The 18891-nt window shown below is 52.7% G+C and carries 19 protein-coding genes and 1 pseudogene; 13 read left to right on the plus strand and 7 right to left on the minus strand.

What is annotated here, in order from left to right:
- Positions 1-30: 30 nt before the first annotated feature.
- From rsxA to gstA, 9 genes are all read left to right on the plus strand, one after another.
- A complete protein-coding gene (rsxA, locus tag HV311_RS12810; protein WP_003029144.1) occupies positions 31-612 on the plus strand; it encodes an electron transport complex subunit RsxA in 582 nt (193 codons plus the stop codon).
- Positions 612-1190 carry an electron transport complex subunit RsxB gene (gene rsxB, locus HV311_RS12815; protein ID WP_006684670.1) on the plus strand — a complete coding sequence of 193 codons (579 nt, stop codon included), beginning with the start codon at positions 612-614 and terminating at the stop codon, positions 1188-1190. The genes rsxA and rsxB overlap by 1 nt, the downstream gene beginning before the upstream one ends.
- The gene (gene rsxC / locus HV311_RS12820) at positions 1183-3300 is read left to right on the plus strand and encodes an electron transport complex subunit RsxC (protein ID WP_191220014.1); all 2118 of its coding nucleotides are present in this window, start codon (positions 1183-1185) and stop codon (positions 3298-3300) included. Before rsxB ends, rsxC begins: the two co-directional genes overlap by 8 nt.
- Positions 3301-4353: an electron transport complex subunit RsxD gene (gene rsxD / locus HV311_RS12825; RefSeq protein ID WP_137397051.1), complete on the plus strand. Its 1053-nt coding sequence runs from the start codon at positions 3301-3303 to the stop codon at positions 4351-4353.
- Between the two features lie 9 nt (positions 4354-4362).
- Complete coding sequence (gene rsxG, locus HV311_RS12830) at positions 4363-4983, plus strand: electron transport complex subunit RsxG (RefSeq protein WP_016153006.1); 621 nt, start codon at positions 4363-4365, stop codon at positions 4981-4983.
- A gap of 3 nt (positions 4984-4986) precedes the next feature.
- Positions 4987-5679, plus strand: a complete 693-nt coding sequence (locus HV311_RS12835; RefSeq protein ID WP_016153005.1) for an electron transport complex subunit E — start codon at positions 4987-4989, stop codon at positions 5677-5679.
- Complete coding sequence (gene nth, locus HV311_RS12840; protein ID WP_016153004.1) at positions 5679-6314, plus strand: endonuclease III; 636 nt, start codon at positions 5679-5681, stop codon at positions 6312-6314. Before HV311_RS12835 ends, nth begins: the two co-directional genes overlap by 1 nt.
- Positions 6315-6927: 613 nt before the next feature.
- Complete coding sequence (gene dtpA / locus HV311_RS12845) at positions 6928-8433, plus strand: dipeptide/tripeptide permease DtpA (RefSeq protein WP_016153003.1); 1506 nt, start codon at positions 6928-6930, stop codon at positions 8431-8433.
- A 104-nt stretch (positions 8434-8537) separates the two neighbouring features.
- The gene (gene gstA / locus HV311_RS12850; protein ID WP_016153002.1) at positions 8538-9143 is read left to right on the plus strand and encodes a glutathione transferase GstA; all 606 of its coding nucleotides are present in this window, start codon (positions 8538-8540) and stop codon (positions 9141-9143) included.
- 83 nt (positions 9144-9226) lie between these two features.
- Here the strand turns inward: gstA and pdxY are convergent, their stop codons facing one another.
- The 5 genes from pdxY to anmK all read right to left on the minus strand — a co-directional run bounded on the left by pdxY (position 9227) and on the right by anmK (position 13806).
- A complete protein-coding gene (gene pdxY / locus HV311_RS12855) occupies positions 9227-10087 on the minus strand; it encodes a pyridoxal kinase PdxY (RefSeq protein WP_019076734.1) in 861 nt (286 codons plus the stop codon).
- 64 nt (positions 10088-10151) lie between these two features.
- Positions 10152-11426 carry a tyrosine--tRNA ligase gene (gene tyrS / locus HV311_RS12860; RefSeq protein ID WP_003836431.1) on the minus strand — a complete coding sequence of 425 codons (1275 nt, stop codon included), beginning with the start codon at positions 11424-11426 and terminating at the stop codon, positions 10152-10154.
- A 126-nt stretch (positions 11427-11552) separates the two neighbouring features.
- The gene (gene pdxH / locus HV311_RS12865; RefSeq protein ID WP_003029169.1) at positions 11553-12209 is read right to left on the minus strand and encodes a pyridoxamine 5'-phosphate oxidase; all 657 of its coding nucleotides are present in this window, start codon (positions 12207-12209) and stop codon (positions 11553-11555) included.
- Between the two features lie 58 nt (positions 12210-12267).
- Entirely contained in the window at positions 12268-12597 is a 330-nt protein-coding gene (gene mliC / locus HV311_RS12870) for a C-type lysozyme inhibitor (RefSeq protein WP_191220015.1), read from the minus strand.
- Positions 12598-12684: 87 nt separating this feature from the next.
- Entirely contained in the window at positions 12685-13806 is a 1122-nt protein-coding gene (gene anmK / locus HV311_RS12875) for an anhydro-N-acetylmuramic acid kinase (protein ID WP_191220016.1), read from the minus strand.
- A 274-nt stretch (positions 13807-14080) separates the two neighbouring features.
- Here anmK and slyB point away from each other — a divergent pair, with 274 nt between their 5' ends.
- Entirely contained in the window at positions 14081-14548 is a 468-nt protein-coding gene (gene slyB / locus HV311_RS12880; RefSeq protein ID WP_016152998.1) for an outer membrane lipoprotein SlyB, read from the plus strand.
- A 47-nt stretch (positions 14549-14595) separates the two neighbouring features.
- On the opposite strand, the gene slyA is transcribed toward slyB, so the two are convergent.
- Positions 14596-15036 (minus strand): transcriptional regulator SlyA, encoded by a 441-nt coding sequence (slyA, locus tag HV311_RS12885; protein ID WP_019076732.1) that lies wholly within the window; start codon positions 15034-15036, stop codon positions 14596-14598.
- Between the two features lie 192 nt (positions 15037-15228).
- Here slyA and HV311_RS12890 point away from each other — a divergent pair, with 192 nt between their 5' ends.
- From HV311_RS12890 to HV311_RS12900, 3 genes and pseudogenes are all read left to right on the plus strand, one after another.
- The gene (locus HV311_RS12890; protein ID WP_080858752.1) at positions 15229-15465 is read left to right on the plus strand and encodes a DUF1656 domain-containing protein; all 237 of its coding nucleotides are present in this window, start codon (positions 15229-15231) and stop codon (positions 15463-15465) included.
- 2 nt (positions 15466-15467) lie between these two features.
- Positions 15468-16331 carry an efflux RND transporter periplasmic adaptor subunit gene (locus HV311_RS12895; RefSeq protein WP_220131804.1) on the plus strand — a complete coding sequence of 288 codons (864 nt, stop codon included), beginning with the start codon at positions 15468-15470 and terminating at the stop codon, positions 16329-16331.
- A pseudogene (locus tag HV311_RS12900) lies at positions 16328-18368 on the plus strand (FUSC family protein). Before HV311_RS12895 ends, HV311_RS12900 begins: the two are co-directional and overlap by 4 nt.
- Here the strand turns inward: HV311_RS12900 and sodC are convergent.
- Positions 18344-18868: a superoxide dismutase [Cu-Zn] SodC gene (sodC, locus tag HV311_RS12905; protein WP_016152994.1), complete on the minus strand. Its 525-nt coding sequence runs from the start codon at positions 18866-18868 to the stop codon at positions 18344-18346. The pseudogene HV311_RS12900 and the gene sodC sit on opposite strands and share 25 nt — an antisense overlap.
- Between the last annotated feature and the right edge of the window lie 23 nt (positions 18869-18891).

An 18891-nucleotide genomic window follows, 5' to 3' on the forward strand; every position in this document is an offset into this window, starting at 1 on the left:
ATAGGCGGCTTTTTTATTTCAGGCCGAAAAATGACTGATTACCTGCTGCTGTTTGTCGGAACTGTACTGGTCAATAACTTTGTACTGGTCAAGTTTCTGGGGCTCTGCCCGTTTATGGGCGTTTCCAAAAAACTGGAAACCGCAATGGGTATGGGCCTTGCCACGACGTTTGTCATGACACTGGCATCCATCTGCGCATGGCTGATTGACACCTGGATCCTCATTCCACTCAATCTCATCTATCTGCGCACGTTGGCTTTTATTCTGGTCATCGCCGTCGTCGTGCAATTTACCGAGATGGTTGTACGCAAAACCAGCCCTGCACTTTACCGCCTGCTGGGGATCTTCCTACCACTGATCACCACTAACTGCGCGGTATTAGGCGTGGCGTTACTGAACATCAACCTCGGCCATAACTTTTTACAGTCGGCGCTATACGGTTTTTCCGCCGCCGTCGGCTTCTCACTGGTAATGGTACTGTTCGCCGCGATCCGCGAACGCCTCGCCGTGGCGGACGTGCCTGCTCCGTTTCGCGGTAATGCGATTGCGCTGATTACCGCTGGTTTAATGTCATTGGCCTTTATGGGCTTTAGTGGTTTGGTGAAGTTGTAATGAATGCTATCTGGATTGCCGTTGCCGCAGTGAGTCTACTGGGTCTGGCGTTCGGCGCTATTTTGGGTTACGCCTCACGACGTTTTGCCGTGGAAGATGATCCTGTCGTGGAGAAAATTGATGAAATTCTCCCGCAAAGCCAGTGTGGACAATGCGGCTATCCGGGCTGTCATCCTTACGCTGAAGCGATCGGCTCCCAGGGCGAAAAAATCAACCGTTGCGCACCCGGTGGCGAAGCGGTGATGTTAAAAATTGCCGCCCTGCTGAACGTCGACCCGCAGCCGATTGATGGTGATGAACACGATGTTACCCCCGTGCGTATGCTGGCGGTCATTGATGAAAATAACTGTATCGGTTGTACAAAGTGCATTCAGGCCTGCCCGGTTGATGCGATCGTGGGCGCGACCCGCGCCATGCACACGGTGATGAGCGATCTCTGCACCGGGTGCAACCTGTGCGTTGACCCGTGCCCGACGCAATGTATCGAATTACGCCCGGTGGCCGAGACACCTGATAGCTGGAAATGGGATTTAAACACCATCCCTGTGCGCATCATTCCCGTGGAACAACATGTTTAAGTTATTCTCTGCATTCAGAAAAAACAAAATCTGGGACTTTGATGGCGGCATTCATCCACCAGAAATGAAGACCCAGTCGAACGGTACGCCGCTGCGACAGGTTCCGCTGGCGCCACGCTTTGTTATTCCGCTGAAACAACATATTGGCGCGGAGGGTGAGCTGTGCGTAAACGTAGGCGACACCGTGCTGCGTGGTCAGGCGTTAACCCTTGGGCGTGGTAAAATGCTTCCGGTACATGCGCCAACGTCAGGCACCGTTGTTGCTATTGCGCCGCATTCTACTGCACATCCATCGGCATTAGCTGAGCTGAGCGTTATTATTGATGCCGATGGCGAAGATCGCTGGATTGAGCGAGACGGCTGGGCCGATTACCGTTCCCGCAGCCGGGAAGAGCTGATCGCACGTATTCACCAGTTCGGCGTCGCCGGACTGGGTGGCGCGGGTTTTCCCACCGGCGTTAAGCTGCAGGGCGGCGGAGATAAAATTGAAACGCTGATCATTAACGCTGCTGAATGCGAGCCGTACATTACGGCTGATGACCGCCTGATGCAGGACTGCGCGGCGCAGGTCGTCGAAGGTATCCGTATCCTGGCGCATATTCTTCAGCCACGCGAAATTCTACTGGGCATTGAAGATAACAAGCCACAGGCAATTTCCATGCTGCGCGCGGTGCTGGCTGATTCACACGATATCAGCTTACGCGTGATCCCCACCAAGTACCCGTCAGGCGGGGCCAAGCAGTTAACGCAAATCCTGACCGGCAAGCAGGTTCCCCACGGGGGACGCTCCTCAGATATCGGCGTGCTGATGCAAAACGTTGGAACCGCCTACGCGATTAAACGTGCGGTGATTGACGGAGAACCGATTACCGAGCGAGTCGTGACGCTGACCGGCGAAGCCGTCAGCCGTCCGGGCAACGTCTGGGCGCGTTTAGGCACGCCGGTTCGTCATCTGCTCAACGACGCAGGCTTCTGCCCTTCCGCCGACCAGATGGTGATTATGGGCGGGCCGCTGATGGGCTTTACGCTGCCGTGGCTGGATGTACCGGTGGTGAAGATAACCAACTGTCTTCTGGCGCCCTCTGCCAGTGAAATGGGAGAAACGCCGGAAGAGAAAGGCTGCATTCGCTGTAGCGCATGCGCCGATGCCTGTCCGGCCGATCTCCTGCCGCAACAGCTTTATTGGTTCAGTAAAGGGCAGCAGCACGACAAAGCAACGGCGCACAATATCGCGGACTGCATTGAATGCGGTGCCTGCGCCTGGGTATGCCCAAGCAATATTCCACTGGTGCAGTATTTCCGTCAGGAAAAAGCCGAGATTTATGCCATTAGTCAGGAAGAAAAACGTGCCGCTGAAGCGAAAGCGCGATTTGAAGCCCGACAGGCGCGACTCGAACGTGAAAAAGCAGCCCGTCTTGAACGTCACAAAAGCGCTGCCGTTCAGCCTGCGGCTAAAGATCATGATGCCATTGCCGCCGCGCTGGCTCGCGTAAAAGAAAAGCAGGCTCAGGCAATGCAGCCGGTAGTCATTCAGGCTGGCGAAAAACCTGACAATAGTGCCGTGATTGCCGCACGCGAGGCGCGTAAGGCGCAAGCTCGCGCAACCCGGATGGAAAACCCTCCCCAAGCTGGAGGCAGCAGCACAGAGGTCGACCCGCGTAAAGCTGCAGTTGAAGCGGCAATCGCTCGCGCCAAAGCCCGCAAACTCGAGCAGGAAACCGTAACGGAAACAGCCGAACCGGTGGATCCGCGTAAAGCTGCAGTGGAAGCGGCAATCGCTCGCGCCAAAGCCCGCAAGCTTGAGCAGGAAACCGTAACGGAAACAGCCGAACCGGTGGATCCGCGTAAAGCCGCCGTGGAAGCGGCTATCGCCCGCGCCAAAGCCCGCAAGCTTGAACAGGAAACCGTAACGGAAACAGCCGAACCGGTGGATCCGCGTAAAGCCGCCGTGGAAGCGGCTATCGCCCGCGCCAAAGCTCGCAAGCTCGAGCAGCAGACGGTTACGGAAACAGCCGAACCGGTGGATCCGCGTAAAGCCGCCGTCGCGGCCGCTATTGCACGCGCTCAGGCAAAGAAAGCCGCCCAGCAGCAGGTTGTAAACGAGGAATAAATGGTATTCAGAATAGCAAGCTCCCCTTATACCCATAACCAGCGCCAGACATCGCGTATCATGATGCTGGTGTTACTGGCTGCATTGCCGGGGATCGCCGCTCAGCTGTGGTTCTTTGGCTGGGGTACATTGTTCCAGATAGTTCTGGCCGCCATCAGCGCTATCGCCGCCGAAGCTGGCGTGCTTAAACTGCGCAAACAACCCATTGTCGCGATTTTACAAGACAACTCCGCGTTGCTCACCGGGTTACTGCTGGCCGTGAGTATTCCCCCGCTCGCCCCCTGGTGGATGGTAGTTTTAGGCACGGTATTCGCCGTTATCATTGCTAAACAGCTGTATGGCGGCCTCGGTCAGAACCCGTTTAACCCCGCCATGATTGGTTACGTGGTGCTGCTTATCTCATTCCCGGTACAGATGACAAGCTGGCTGCCGCCGCATGAAATTGCGGCGACTGTGCCTGGTTTTTTTGACGCCCTGAACGTTATCTTTAGCGGACATACCGCCAGTGGCGGGGATATGAACACGCTGCGTATGGGTATTGATGGTATCAGTCAGGCAACGCCTCTCGATACCTTTAAGACTTCGCTGCATGCGGGACGTACTGTTGAGCAGGTGATGCAATACCCAATCTACAGCGGCATGCTTGCAGGCGCTGGCTGGCAGTGGGTTAACCTTGCCTGGCTGGTGGGCGGCGTCGTGTTGCTATGGCAGAAAGCGATTCGCTGGCATATCCCGGTTAGCTTCCTGCTGTCGCTCGCCGTTTGTGCCACTTTAGGCTGGATTTTCTCGCCAGATTCGCTGGCCTCGCCCCAGTTGCACCTACTTTCCGGCGCGACCATGCTGGGTGCATTCTTTATTCTTACCGATCCCGTTACAGCATCAACTACCAACCGTGGTCGCCTGATTTTTGGCGCACTTGCGGGCCTGTTAGTGTGGTTGATTCGCAGTTTTGGCGGTTATCCTGATGGCGTGGCTTTTGCCGTATTGCTGGCAAATATCACGGTTCCCCTGATTGATTATTACACCCGCCCTCGCGTGTACGGACATCGCTAAGGACTCCCTATGCTGAAAACGATTCGTAAACACGGTATTACTCTGGCGCTGTTTGCAGCGGGCTCGACGGGGTTAACCGCGGCAATCAATCAATTAACCAAGTCCACCATTGATGAACAAGCCGCGCTGCAGCAAAAAACGCTGTTCGATCAGGTTCTGCCAGGCGATCGCTACAATAATAACTTGTCCGAAAGTTGTTATCTGGTCGATGCGCAGGCGTTGGGCAAAGGCACTCACCGAGTGTATATTGCCCGCCAGGACGATCGTCCCGTTGCAGCAATTCTTGAAGCTACGGCGCCAGATGGTTATTCCGGGGCTATTCAACTGCTGGTTGGTGTCGATTTTTCGGGTACCGTGTTGGGTACGCGGGTGACCGAACATCATGAAACGCCAGGGCTGGGTGATAAAATCGAACTGCGACTGTCCGACTGGATCACCCACTTTAGCGGCAAAACGATCGCTGCGGGTAACGACGCTCACTGGGCGGTGAAAAAAGACGGCGGCGACTTTGACCAGTTTACTGGCGCAACCATTACGCCACGTGCGGTAGTTAATGCAGTAAAACGCGCCGGTTTGTATGCGCAGACGCTGCCCGCGCAACTTCCTCAACTTAGCGCCTGTGGAGAATAAACCATGAGCGAAATTAAAGACGTTATTGTCCAAGGGTTATGGAAAAATAACTCCGCGCTTGTGCAGTTACTCGGGATGTGTCCGCTGTTGGCCGTCACCTCGACCGCCACTAACGCGCTGGGCCTGGGACTCGCGACTACGCTCGTCCTGACGCTGACGAACCTGACGATTTCTGCCCTTCGTCGCTGGACACCGCCTGAAATACGTATTCCGATTTATGTCATGATCATCGCCTCCGTGGTGAGCGCGGTGCAAATGTTGATCAATGCATACGCTTTTGGCCTGTATCAGTCTCTGGGCATTTTTATCCCGCTGATTGTGACCAACTGTATTGTTGTTGGCCGCGCTGAAGCCTTCGCAGCCAAAAAGGGCCCTGCGCTATCCGCACTCGATGGCTTTTCCATCGGCATGGGCGCAACTGGCGCCATGTTTGTTCTGGGCTCGCTACGTGAAATAATTGGTAACGGTACACTCTTTGATGGCGCAGACGGTTTGTTGGGTAGCTGGGCCAAAGTATTGCGCGTTGAGATCTTCCATACCGATACGCCGTTTCTGCTGGCCATGCTGCCACCAGGCGCGTTTATTGGCCTGGGTCTAATGCTGGCAGTTAAGTATCTGATTGATGAGAAAATGAAGAAACGTCGTGCCGAGGCGGCTGTCACGGACAGTCCGGCTGGTGAAACAGGGAATGTGTAATGAACAAAGCAAAACGGCTGGAAATCCTGACGCGCCTGCGTGAGAACAATCCGCATCCGACAACCGAGCTAAATTTTACATCGCCGTTCGAACTGCTGATTTCAGTCTTGCTCTCCGCGCAGGCCACCGATGTCAGCGTCAATAAAGCGACGGCTAAGCTCTACCCCATCGCCAATACGCCAGCCGCGATGCTGGAGCTAGGCGTTGAAGGGGTTAAGTCCTACATCAAGACAATCGGTTTGTTTAACAGCAAAGCGGAGAACGTGATTAAAACCTGCCGCATTCTGCTGGAGCAACATAATGGTGAAGTGCCTGAAGACCGGGCCGCATTAGAAGCCCTGCCTGGGGTTGGGCGAAAGACGGCTAATGTGGTGTTAAATACCGCCTTTGGCTGGCCCACGATTGCCGTAGATACCCATATTTTTCGCGTTTGTAATCGTACCCAGTTCGCCCCGGGTAAAAACGTTGAGCAGGTTGAAGAGAAGCTGCTGAAAGTCGTACCCAGTGAATTTAAAGTCGATTGCCATCACTGGTTAATTCTTCATGGCCGCTATACCTGCATAGCCAGAAAGCCGCGCTGCGGTTCCTGCATTATCGAAGATCTTTGCGAATTCAAAGAGAAAGTCGATATCTGATGCTGCCGGGGCATACTGCTTGCCCCTCGCAAACATAACGATTAGTTATGCACTCCCCTGACTTTATTTTCCCGACAATGATGCCGTTCAACCGCGCATATCTAATGCAATATTCTTGTTAATTAACACCTGAGCAGGTTAATCGTTTTTTTAGTAAAAGAAATTTCTATCTATACGTGATCCAGATCATCCAGATAACACAATGTTAAAAAATATTTATTTTTTAGTTAAAGTGACAATCAGATGACCTAACTGAACAGTTTCTAAACAAAACATTACACTGGCTATTTTTCAGATAATGGCCTATATCACTGGATTCAAGCGCAAATAGCAGAACATATCGCCACATTGCGGTTTTTACCCTGATTAAACAGTGTAAAAATCTGCCATTTTTCAAATGAAGAAATTTAACGCTAGATAACATTTCACAGTCCCGACGATTTCACCAGTCATGATATATGTAACAGATTATTACAAACCACTTGTCTGAATGGTCAAGATAGTGAACATTACTTGCCGTTTCCCCTCCCACTATAACAATCGGACGGATGAACTTGACTCATCACGTGCCTGAACACCCCCGTTGATATGGGATGTAAAAAAAGAGGTAAAAGTGTCTACTGCAAACAATAAACCAACAGAAAGCGTGAGTTTAAACGCCTTCAAACAACCAAAAGCGTTCTATCTCATTTTCTCTATTGAGCTGTGGGAGCGTTTTGGTTATTACGGCCTGCAAGGAATTATGGCCGTCTACCTGGTTAAACAACTGGGTATGTCAGAAGCGGATTCCATCACCCTTTTCTCGTCCTTTAGCGCCCTGGTGTACGGTCTGGTTGCCATTGGCGGCTGGTTAGGTGATAAAGTTCTGGGTACAAAACGTGTCATTATGCTGGGTGCCGTTGTCCTGGCCATCGGTTATGCGTTGGTAGCATGGTCTGGTCACGATGCGGGTATCGTTTATATGGGCATGGCGGCCATCGCGGTCGGTAACGGCCTGTTTAAAGCAAACCCATCATCCCTGCTCTCTACCTGCTATGCCAAAGATGACCCGCGTCTTGATGGTGCATTTACCATGTACTACATGTCCGTCAACATCGGTTCATTCTTCTCTATGCTGGCAACACCGTGGTTGGCTGCGCATTACGGCTGGAGCACCGCGTTCGCTCTGAGCGTCGTGGGTATGCTGATTACCGTTGTTAACTTCGCATTCTGTCAGCGCTGGGTTAAACAGTACGGTTCTAAACCTGACTTTGAGCCGATCAACTTCCGTAACCTGTTGCTGACTATTGTTGGCGTCGTGGTGCTGATCGCGATTGCAACCTGGTTGCTGCACAACCAGCAGATCGCACGTATGGTTCTGGGCGTCATTGCTCTGGGTATCGTGTTTATCTTCGGTAAAGAAGCATTCACCATGCACGGTGCTGCGCGTCGTAAAATGATCGTCGCCTTCATTCTGATGCTGGAAGCGATTATCTTCTTCGTGCTGTACAGCCAGATGCCGACCTCACTGAACTTCTTCGCGATTCGTAACGTTGAGCACTCTATTCTTGGCATTGCTTTCGAACCTGAGCAGTACCAGGCACTGAACCCGTTCTGGATCATCATTGGTAGCCCAATCCTCGCCGCTATCTATAACAAGATGGGCGATACCCTGCCGATGCCAACCAAGTTTGCGATTGGTATGGTGCTGTGTTCCGGTGCGTTCCTGATCCTGCCTCTGGGTGCTAAATTCGCTACTGATGCGGGCATCGTTTCCGTTAACTGGCTGATCATCTGCTACGGTCTGCAAAGTATCGGTGAACTGATGATCTCCGGTCTGGGTCTGGCAATGGTGGCTCAGTTGGTTCCGCAACGCCTGATGGGCTTCATCATGGGTAGCTGGTTCCTGACCACTGCCGGTGCAAACATCATCGGTGGTTACGTAGCCAACATGATGGCTGTACCAGAGAACGTCACTGACCCGCTGATGTCCCTTGAAGTCTACGGTCGTGTGTTCCTGCAGATTGGTGTTGCTACGGCTGTTATCGCTGTTCTGATGCTACTGACGGCACCGAAACTGAATCGTATGACTCAGGACGATGACGTCAATGAGAAAGCCTCTAAGGCCGCGACAGCGTAATTCTCAGGGAAACTCTTTTTCAGGCCGCTAACTGGTGTTAGCGGCTTTTTTTTTGCCTGAGCTAGCACTACCATACGATATACCTCAGCCAAAAGGAGTTACCGATGAAACTGTTCTACAAACCGGGCGCTTGTTCTCTTGCTTCCCACATCACACTTCGTGAGAGCGGTAAAGATTTCACGCTGGATGGTGTTGATCTGATGAAGAAGCGCCTGGAAAACGGCGATGATTTTTTCGCGGTAAACCCAAAAGGGCAAGTTCCCGCGCTGCTGCTGGATGACGGTACGCTACTGACCGAAGGCGTCGCCATCATGCAATACCTGGCGGACACCGTTCCAGACCGTCAACTCCTTGCCCCGACCAGCAGCCTCTCCCGTTACAAAACCATTGAATGGCTTAACTACATTGCGACAGAACTGCATAAAGGCTTTACCCCACTGTTCCGTCCCGATACGCCGGAAGACTTCAAGCCAACCGTTCGCGCGCTGCTGGAGAAAAAAATGCAGTATGTGAACGACGCGCTGCAAGATAACCAATGGATCTGCGGTTCGCGCTTCAGCATTGCGGACGCCTATCTGTTCACCGTGCTGCGTTGGGCGTATGCGGTTAAGCTGAATATGGCAGGGTTAAGTAATATCGATGCGTATATGGCGCGTATGGCTGAACGTCCGGCGGTTGCCGCGGCGTTGAAAGCAGAAGGGTTAAATTAATTGTTGTTGCCGGGTAGCGCTTGCGCTTACCCGGCCTTCAGCCAAACGCAGGCCCGATAAGCGTGAGCGCCATCGGGCATTGGTTACAGCTGCGTCGCGCTGAAGTAGTGTTCAGGCTTCGCGATACAATCCTGCGCAGCCACGACCTGCAGCTCATACTCGTGCATTTTTTTGGTGGCAATCATCACTTCGTACACCGCCGCCGTCACGTGCTCCAGCGCCTGCTGTAAAGACGCGCCCTGCAGCAGTTTAACCAACAATAAGCCGCTGGTGACATCACCTACGCCAACCGGTTGACGTGCGCCAAAATCGACTAACGGTCGGCTGATATGCCACGCCTGTTCAGCAGTAACTAACAGCATCTCGAAACGATCTGCGCTGATACCCGCGCGAGCCAGATGCTTCACCAGCACAATTTCTGGTCCCTGAGCGATGAGCTCACGCGCTGCCGCCACGGCCTCATTGACATTGTTCACCGCATGCTCGCACAGAATTTCGAGCTCAACTAAATTCGGGGCGATAATATCGCTGGCCGGAAGCGCATGGCGTACATGAAACTCCGCTACGCCCGGCGCGACGATACACCCTTTTTCCGGATGGCCCATCACCGGGTCACAAAAATATTTCGCCTGCGGATTGGCCGCTTTTACTTTGCGTACAATACCCAGAATATGCTCGCCCTGTTCAGCCGAGCCAAGATAGCCGCTCAGTACTGCGTCACAAGTCTGGAGTTTATCGATATCGGCAATGCCCTGGACAATGTCAGTCAGATGACTCGGCGGCATAACGCAACCGGTCCATTTGCCGTACTGTGTGTGGTTAGAAAACTGAACGGTATTCAGCGGCCAGACATTTGCGCCAAGACGACGCATTGGAAATTCTGCTGCACTGTTGCCCGCATGACCAAAAACAACGTGGGACTGGATGGCGAGGATATTCTTCATTTTACTTACCACAACCCTGAAAAAATAAAGGGGCGTAGTTTCCCACGCCCCTGCTAACTAAATCTTACTTCCAGCAAATCAGACAATAGTTCTTCTTGCCACGGCGCAGTAAGGTGTAGCGCCCGAACAGGATATCACTCTCCTGGAAGAAATATTCCGGATCGGATTGCTTCTCACCGTTGATGGTCACCGCATTAGACGCGATAGTCTTACGTGCTTGGCCGCGAGAAGGTTGCAGCTCGGAGTCCACCAGCGCCTGCATCAGATCGGCACCTTTGTCCATCTCGATCATCGGCACGCCATCCTGCGCCAGCTGTTCGAAATCCGCTTCGCTCAAATCGCTCAGATTACCGTTGAACAAGCTTTCGGTAATACGTTTTGCCGCTACCAGACCTTCTTCGCCGTGAACCAGACGCGTTACTTGCTCAGCCAGAACATACTGGGCGCGCGGCGCTTTACCGCTATTTTTATCTTCTTCTTCCAGCGCATTGATCTCTTCAATGTCCATGAAGGTGAAGAATTTCAGGAAGCGATAAACATCCGCATCGGCGGTATTGATCCAGAACTGGTAGAATTTGTACGGACTGGTTTTCTTCGGATCCAGCCACACAGCGCCGCCTTCCGTCTTACCGAATTTCGTGCCGTCAGCTTTAGTGATCAACGGAACGGTCAGACCAAACACCTGGTTCTGGTGCAGACGACGGGTCAAATCGATACCCGAAGTAATATTGCCCCACTGGTCAGAACCGCCAATCTGCAGCGCAACACCGTGCAGTTTGTTCAGGCAGGCAAAGTCATAACCCTGCAGCAGGTTGTAAGAAAACTCGGTAAAAGAGATCCCCTGATCGTCACGGTTCAGACGCTGCTTCACCGCTTCTTTGTTGATCATCTGGTTAACGGAGAAGTGTTTGCCGATATCACGCAGGAAAGTCAGTACATTCATACTGCCAAACCAGTCATAGTTGTTCGCAGCAATCGCCGAGTTGTCGCCACAGTCGAAATCGAGGAACGGCGCAACCTGTTTGCGGATTTTATCCACCCACTCCTGCACGGTGTCTTCGGTATTCAGTTTACGCTCGGCAGCTTTAAAGCTCGGGTCACCAATCAGACCGGTTGCGCCACCCACCAGTGCGACAGGCTTATGGCCTGCCTGCTGGAAGCGTTTCAGGCATAACAATGGAACCAGATGCCCCAAATGCAAGCTGTCAGCGGTAGGATCGAAGCCGCAATAGAGCGCGATCGGGCCTTGCGCCAGTCGCTCTGCTAACGCTTCCTCGTCCGTCACCTGGGCCACCAGCCCCCGCTCTTGCAATTGTTTAATCAAGTTACTGCTTGCCATCAAAATCTCCATGTATAAAACGACTGCACCTTAGCCGGTACACGACTTTTCGCCTGATGCGAAAGAAACATAGAATAAAGCGCCGGATTGTTCAGCACCAGCGCTTAAAACAAGAATTTTGCATCTTTAGGGGGCCAGGCGATCAATTTTCCACGCGTTATCTTCGCGTTGGTATAAAAAACGATCGTGCAGACGGTTTTCGCCACCCTGCCAGAACTCCATCTGCTCAATACTTACGCGAAAGCCTCCCCAGAAACTGGGCAGTGGAACTTCTCCTTGCTGAAACTTCTGCTTCAGTTCGAGGAATTTGCTTTCCAGAATACCGCGCGCGGAGATCCGACTGGATTGCTTAGAGACCCAGGCACCAATCTGGCTATCACGTGGGCGACTGTGGAAGTATTTCACCACTTCCAGCGTGGAAAGGCGCTCAGCCTTGCCGATCACCATCACCTGCCGTTCCAGCGTATGCCAGGGAAACAGGAGGCTGATGCGTGGGTTTTTCTCAATCTGATGGGCCTTACGGCTACCGAGGTTGGTATAGAACACCAGCCCTTTGTCATCATAATGTTTGAGCAACACGATACGCTGATAAGGCTGACCGTTTTCATCGACGGTAGCAACGACCATCGCTGTGGGATCGGCCAGTTTGGCGTCACAGGCTTGCCCCAGCCAGCGCTCGAACAGCGCAAGGGGCTCGGCGGGAAGATCTCGGCGGCGGAGACCGCCTTTCGTGTATTCACGGCGCAAATGCGCGATTTGCTGCAATTCGTCGTTATCAGACATGATGTTGGCTACGGATTGTCAGTGGGTGACGCTATTGTGCGCCGCCCAGGTGAAAATCTCAACGCTTCGGGTTCTGTAACTGACAGTTATTTAGCACAATTCTGTCTCGTTTATAGACCGTTGCCTCGTCGCCTTTAGACCAGAAAACGTAAATACCATCGGTATAGCGAGCACCTGATGCCGACACGCCCTGTTTGAGGTTCAATAGCTGATTATCATAAACAAAACTCGCCATCTGACGGGTATTGTTCAGCTTCACGGTAAGCGGTTTTTCGTCACAGCGGTATTCAAGCGTATCCGTTTGCATACGCTCGACAAATTGTTTGTACACGCTGCACCCGCTAAGTAGTACCGGCAGACACACTAACAACAGTTTTTTCATAGCCATATCCTGAAGACTTTCCTGGTCCTGGAGGGTAATGGCACCCTCCCTAATATCCCTAGTTTATCGACATATGGCGCTGAATAATTTCAGTTAACTCTGAGTTCGTGGGTTAGCAGGATAAATCGCCCCTAAAACGCTCGATTCTGATGCGCCGGTCACGGAAGGCAGATTTCCCGGTAATCCCGCCAGCGTTCGCCACGCCAGCCAGGCAAAAGCCAGGGCCTCCATATCATCGCCGCTGATCCCAGCCTCATCGGTTGAGGTGACCTCTGTCCCTGGCAATAATGCCGCCAGACGCATCATCAGCAGCGGATTACGGCTGCCGCCGCCGCATACCATTAGCCGTTCACAGCCTCCGCTTAGCAAGACCTGCTCAGAAATGGTCACGGCCGTCAGTTCGGCAAGCGTCGCCTGCACATCCCGCGGGCTTATTCCCGGGAACTGCGCCATATGACGTTCTATCCAGCCATAATTGAAATACTCGCGGCCAGTGCTTTTCGGCGCAGGCGCAGAAAAATAAGGATCGTTAAGCATATTTTGCAGTAAAGGCAGGATCACCGTTCCCGATGTGGCCCACTGCGCATCTTTGTCGTAGGGTTGGCCGCATTGCCGCCAGATCCAGGCATCCATCAGCATATTGCCCGGCCCGGTGTCGTAACCGCGAACGGGTTGCTGTGGGATAAGCAGAGACAGATTGGCAATTCCGCCGATGTTTAGCACCATCCGCCGCTCCGTTGGATGAGCCAACAGCGCCTGATGAAAAGCGGGAACCAACGGCGCGCCCTGCCCACCGAGAGCGATATCGCGGCGACGAAAATCGCCGATCACCGTTATCCCGGTACGCGCGACGATTTGATTGTTGTCGCCAATTTGCAGCGTGTGCGGCGCAATTCCCGTCGGTTCATGCCACACGGTTTGCCCATGACAGCCAATCGCAACGATCTCATGCGGTTTCAATTTTTCCTGTGCCAACAGCGCATTCACCGCCTCGGCAAACAGATAACCGAGCTGTGCGTCAAGTTGGCCAAACTGCGATAACGTAAGCTGCTGCCCCTGGCAGATATCCAGGATCGCCTGCTTTATATGGAGAGGAATAGGCCAGGTCAGACTCGCCTGTTGCGCAACCATCGTTTCATCTATCGTCGCCAGCACAACATCGACACCATCAAGGCTGGTTCCAGACATTACACCGATAAAACGGCCCGATTTCATATGTCATCCTTTTAAGCAAATTAGCCTTGACACTCAACCATAAAGTGCCGACTAATGCCATGCTTCCTTAATGATTTTTGAGGGCTAATCATTACAATGGACGCTTTATTACATCAATTATATGAATGATTCGTTTATACTCGGTATATCCGATTTCGGTTAAGATTTTCATATTGTTCCAGTAGAACATGTGACCTTAGGCTCACAAGTGCCATATAATTTAGCCATGAAGGGTGCTTTATTAGCGTTTCGTGGTGTTAAAGGAGATTTGTAAATGATTAAACGTGTGCTGACTGTTGCATTAATGGGTGTATCTCTGGCGGGCTGCGTTAACAATGATAGCCTTTCAGGCGACGTATACACCGCATCCGAAGCGAAACAAGTTCAGAACGTTACCTACGGTACAATTGTTCATGTTCGTCCGGTGCAAATCCAGGGTGGCGATGACGCAAACGTGATTGGCGCCATTGGTGGTGCGGTACTCGGCGGGTTCCTGGGTAACACCGTCGGCGGCGGTACGGGTCGTTCATTAGCCACGGCGGCTGGCGCAGTTGCCGGTGGCGTAGCGGGTCAAGGCGTACAAGGTGCGATGAATAAAACCCAGGGTGTAGAACTGGAAATCCGTAAGGACGACGGTAATACCATCATGGTGGTTCAGAAACAGGGTGCAACCAAGTTCTCAGCTGGCCAGCGCGTTGTTATGGCTAACAACGGCAGCCAGGTTACCGTGTCTCCACGCTAATCGAATTCACGTGTGGTCAGGCTCTGGCCACACGTCATCTTATCGTTTCAGCCCTGTGACTGCAGTTCAATAATATTGTGTTCCAGTCTGGCGACCAGTTTAATCAGCAGATCAATTTCCTCAGCTGAAATCCCTTCCAAAATTTCTCCACGCGTCTTGTTGATAACCGCTTCCATATCTGCAATCAGCGGCTCTGCTTTTTCTGTCAGTTTAATTCTCTTTGCCCGACGATCGCTGGCGCAAGTCTGTCGTGAAATGAGTCCCTTTTCTTCCAGCTGGTCAAGCGTGCGTACCAACGAAGGCTGCTCGATGCCAATCGCTTTAGCCAACTGAATCTGCGATTGATCAGGCGGCAATTGATGAATGTTGTGCAGCGTAACCCAATGCGTCTGCGTCAACTCCAGAGGTTTCAGGCGATGGTCAATCAGAGCACGCCAAATGCGCACCAACCGTGCCAGATCAGAACCTAATGGCGATTCCAATTTCATCTCCTTATAATTAGCTTGCTAAGTTATTATGCTGATTTTAGAATAGTGTGCAGCATTTGTATTCCCAAAACAAATGTATTGCCAAATTTGCTTACCGGCTGACATTTTTTCAGACATTATGCGTTACAGAGACTCATTGTCTCTTTTTTGCTAAACCTATAGCAATGCTCTCTTCCGCCAAGGATTTTGCCCGTGAAGTTTATGTTTAATGCAACAGGATTGCCCCTACAAGATTTAATGATCGGAGCATCTGTCTACTTCCCTCCTGTTTTCAAGGCGTTTGTAGCAGGATTTATTCTCTGGCTGATTTTTCATCGCCTGCTACGCGACTGGATTTACTCCGGCGAAATCTGGCATCCCCTGTTAATGGATCTGTCACTCTTTACGCTTTGCGTATGTCTGGCCTTTGTAATGCTGATTGTGTGGTGATTATGTCGCTTAAAACCATTAAATACTTCTCCACCATTATAGTCGCTGCAATCGCAGTTTTCGCCGGATGGTGGATGTGGAATTACTATATGCAATCGCCCTGGACACGTGATGGCAAAGTGCGTGCTGAGCAGGTCAGCATCACGCCGCAGGTCTCAGGCAGCATTAGCGAACTCAATATAAAAGATAACCAGTTTGTGAACAAAGGCGATGTCCTTTTTATCATCGACAAGACGCCGTTTCACATTGCTGAACTGAATGCGCAAGCGCAGCTGGCGAAGGCACAGTCCGATCTGGCGAAAGCCAATAACGAAGCCAACCGCCGCCGTCATTTATCGCAAAATTATATCTCAGCCGAAGATCTGGATACTGCTAACCTCAACGTGAAAGCCATGCAGGCCAGCGTTGAAGCAGCCGAGGCCAGTCTGCGCCAGGCACAGTGGCAACTGACGCAGACGGTGGTCAAAGCGCCCGTAGCGGGCTGGGTCACCAACCTTTCAACTCGTACTGGAGACTACGCCTCAACCGGTAAGCCCCTGTTTGCCCTTGTCGACAGCCACTCTTTCTATGTGATGGGGTATTTTGAAGAAACCAAGTTGCGCCACATTCGTGAAGGTGCTCCTGTGGTTATCACGCTCTACAGCGGCAACATAAAGTTACAGGGTCACGTATCCAGTATTGGTCGCGCCATCTACGACCAAAGTGTGGAAAGCGATTCCGGCCTGATTCCCGACATCAAACCCAATGTGCCGTGGGTGCGTCTGGCCCAACGCGTTCCGGTCCGCATCGAATTCGACTCTCTGCCGCAGGATGTCACCCTGGTTTCTGGTACGACCTGCAGCGTGTCTATCGGCCAGCGTAAATGAAACTGTCCCGCCTGATGCCAGGCCATTGGCCGTGGTTTAAAGCCACGGTAGCGCAGTGGCGTTATGCGTTGCGAAATACCATTGCGATGTGTCTGGCGTTAACGTTCGCCTATTACCTGAATCTGGATGAGCCCTACTGGGCGATGACCTCGGCGGCAGTGGTCAGCTTTCCCACCGTCGGCGGGGTTATCAGCAAAAGTCTGGGTCGTGTTGCGGGTAGCTTGCTGGGTGCCACCGCCGCGTTGATTATTGCCGGTCATACCCTCAATGAGCCGTGGTTGTTTTTGCTGAGCATGTCAGTGTGGATCGGTTTTTGTACCTGGGCCTGCGCGCACTTCACCAATAACGTCGCCTACGCCTTTCAACTGGCCGGTTATACGGCGGCGATCATTGCTTTCCCCATGGTCAATACCATAGAGATTACGCAGTTGTGGGATATCGCTCAGGCCCGCGTATGCGAGGTCATCGTCGGTATCCTGTGCGGCGGCATGATGATGATGATCCTCCCCAGCACCTCCGATGGCACCACATTGCTTACCGCGCTGAAAAACATGCATTCGCGTTTACTGGAGCATGCCAGCTTACTCTGGCAACCGGAGACAACGGATGCGATTCGCACAGCTCATGAAGGTGTTATCGGTCAGATTCTGACCATGAACCTGCTGCGTATTCAGGCGTTCTGGAGTCACTACCGTTTTCGCCGTCAAAATGCGTTGCTCAATTCGCTGTTGCATCAGCAGTTACGTATGACCAGCGTGATCTCCAGTCTGCGCAGGATGCTCCTGAACTGGCCCACTCCCCCGGCTAATACCCGGGAAATCATCGAACAACTGCTCAGCGAGCTGGTCAAATCCAATACCGACACCTACACCGTCGCGCGTATTATCGCCCCCCTGCGTCCTCTCGATGCACGCGACTATCGGCACGTCGCCTTCTGGCAACGACTGCGTTATTTTTGTCGGCTGTACTTACGCAGCAGTCATTATCTGCATTTACTGGAAAATGGCGTTACCGCCGAGCGTATTACTATCGCCCGTACGCCAGGACTTGCCCGTCATACCGATAATGCTGAAGCCCTCTGGAGCGGATTGCGTACGTTCTGTACCCTGATGCTTATCGGCGCATGGAGCATTGGCGCGCAATGGGAATCAGGCTCTGGCGCACTAACGCTCGCGGCCATCAGCAGCGTGCTCTATTCCGCCGTAGCCACGCCGTTCAAGTCACTTTCTTTGCTGATGCGCACGCTGGTTCTGCTGTCGCTGTTTAGCTTTGTGGTTAAGTTTGGCCTGATGGTGCAAATCTCTGACCTCTGGCAATTCATTCTGTTTCTCTTCCCGCTACTCGCTACCATGCAACTCCTGAAGCTGCAAATGCCTGCGCTGGCGGGTCTTTGGGGACAGCTAATCGTGTTTATGGGATCGTTTATCGCGGTGACTAATCCGCCGGTTTATGATTTTGCTGATTTCCTGAATGACAATATGGCGAAAATAACCGGCGTGGCGCTATCGTGGCTGGCATTCGCCATTCTACGGCCCGGATCGGATGCGCGGAAAGGTCGCCGCCATATTCGCGCCCTGCGCCGGGATTTTGTCGATCAGCTCAGCCGACATCCCTCGCTCAGTGAAAACGAATTTGAGTCGCTGACCTATCACCACGTCAGCCAGCTCAGCAACAGTCAGGATGCACTGGCGCGACGCTGGCTATTGCGTTGGGGGGTTGTCTTGCTGAACTGCTCGCACGTGGTGTGGCAACTGCGCACCTGGGAGGTGCGTTCAGATCCTCTGGCTCGTGTCAGAGACGTGTGTATTTCGTTGCTTCGCGACGTAATGAGTGAGCGCGGCGTTCAGCAACGACCGCTGAATGCCACGCTGAGTGAGCTACAGCGTATTTGCGACACGCTCGCCCACCATCATCAACCTGCGGCGCAAGAACTGTCGGCGCTTATCTGGCGACTACACTGCTCGCTTTCTCAGCTCGAACAGGCGCCTCCGCCGGGTACGCTAGGCAATTGATTATTTGATAACGCCACAGGCGTAGCGCGCTCCACCACCGCCAAGCGGTTTTGGTTGATCGGACATATTATCGCCACCGACATGGATCATCAGCGCTTTGCCTTTAACCTCATCGAGCGTTTTCAGCCGCGGCGCAATGACCGGTGTTGTGGCGTTACCGTCGTTATTCACCACCAGCAGCGGCAGGTCGCCCATGTGGCCTGCGCCTTCCGGACCTTCGTGCTTGCCGGTTTGGTGCGGATCATAATGGCCTCCAGCCGATTCCGCGGCTGAGGCTTTTCCTTCTTTAATCGCCGGTTGGCAACTGCCATTCGCATGGACATGGAAGCCATGTTCACCCGGCGGCAGCGCTTTCAGATCGGGCGTAAACTCCAGCCCTTTCCCGGTTTCAACAATAGTGACCGTACCAATCGCCTGGCCGACGCCTTGCGACGTTACCAGATTCATCGTCACTTTTTCTTCACTGGCAGCCTGCGCACCTGCACAGGCAAGTAGAGTAATAATGGCCAAACTCAAACGCTTCATAAGACCTCCGTCCAAAAGGTGTC

Origin of the sequence: Citrobacter sp. RHBSTW-00881 (assembly GCF_013728515.1) — a bacterium.
Taxonomy (GTDB): domain Bacteria; phylum Pseudomonadota; class Gammaproteobacteria; order Enterobacterales; family Enterobacteriaceae; genus Citrobacter; species Citrobacter braakii.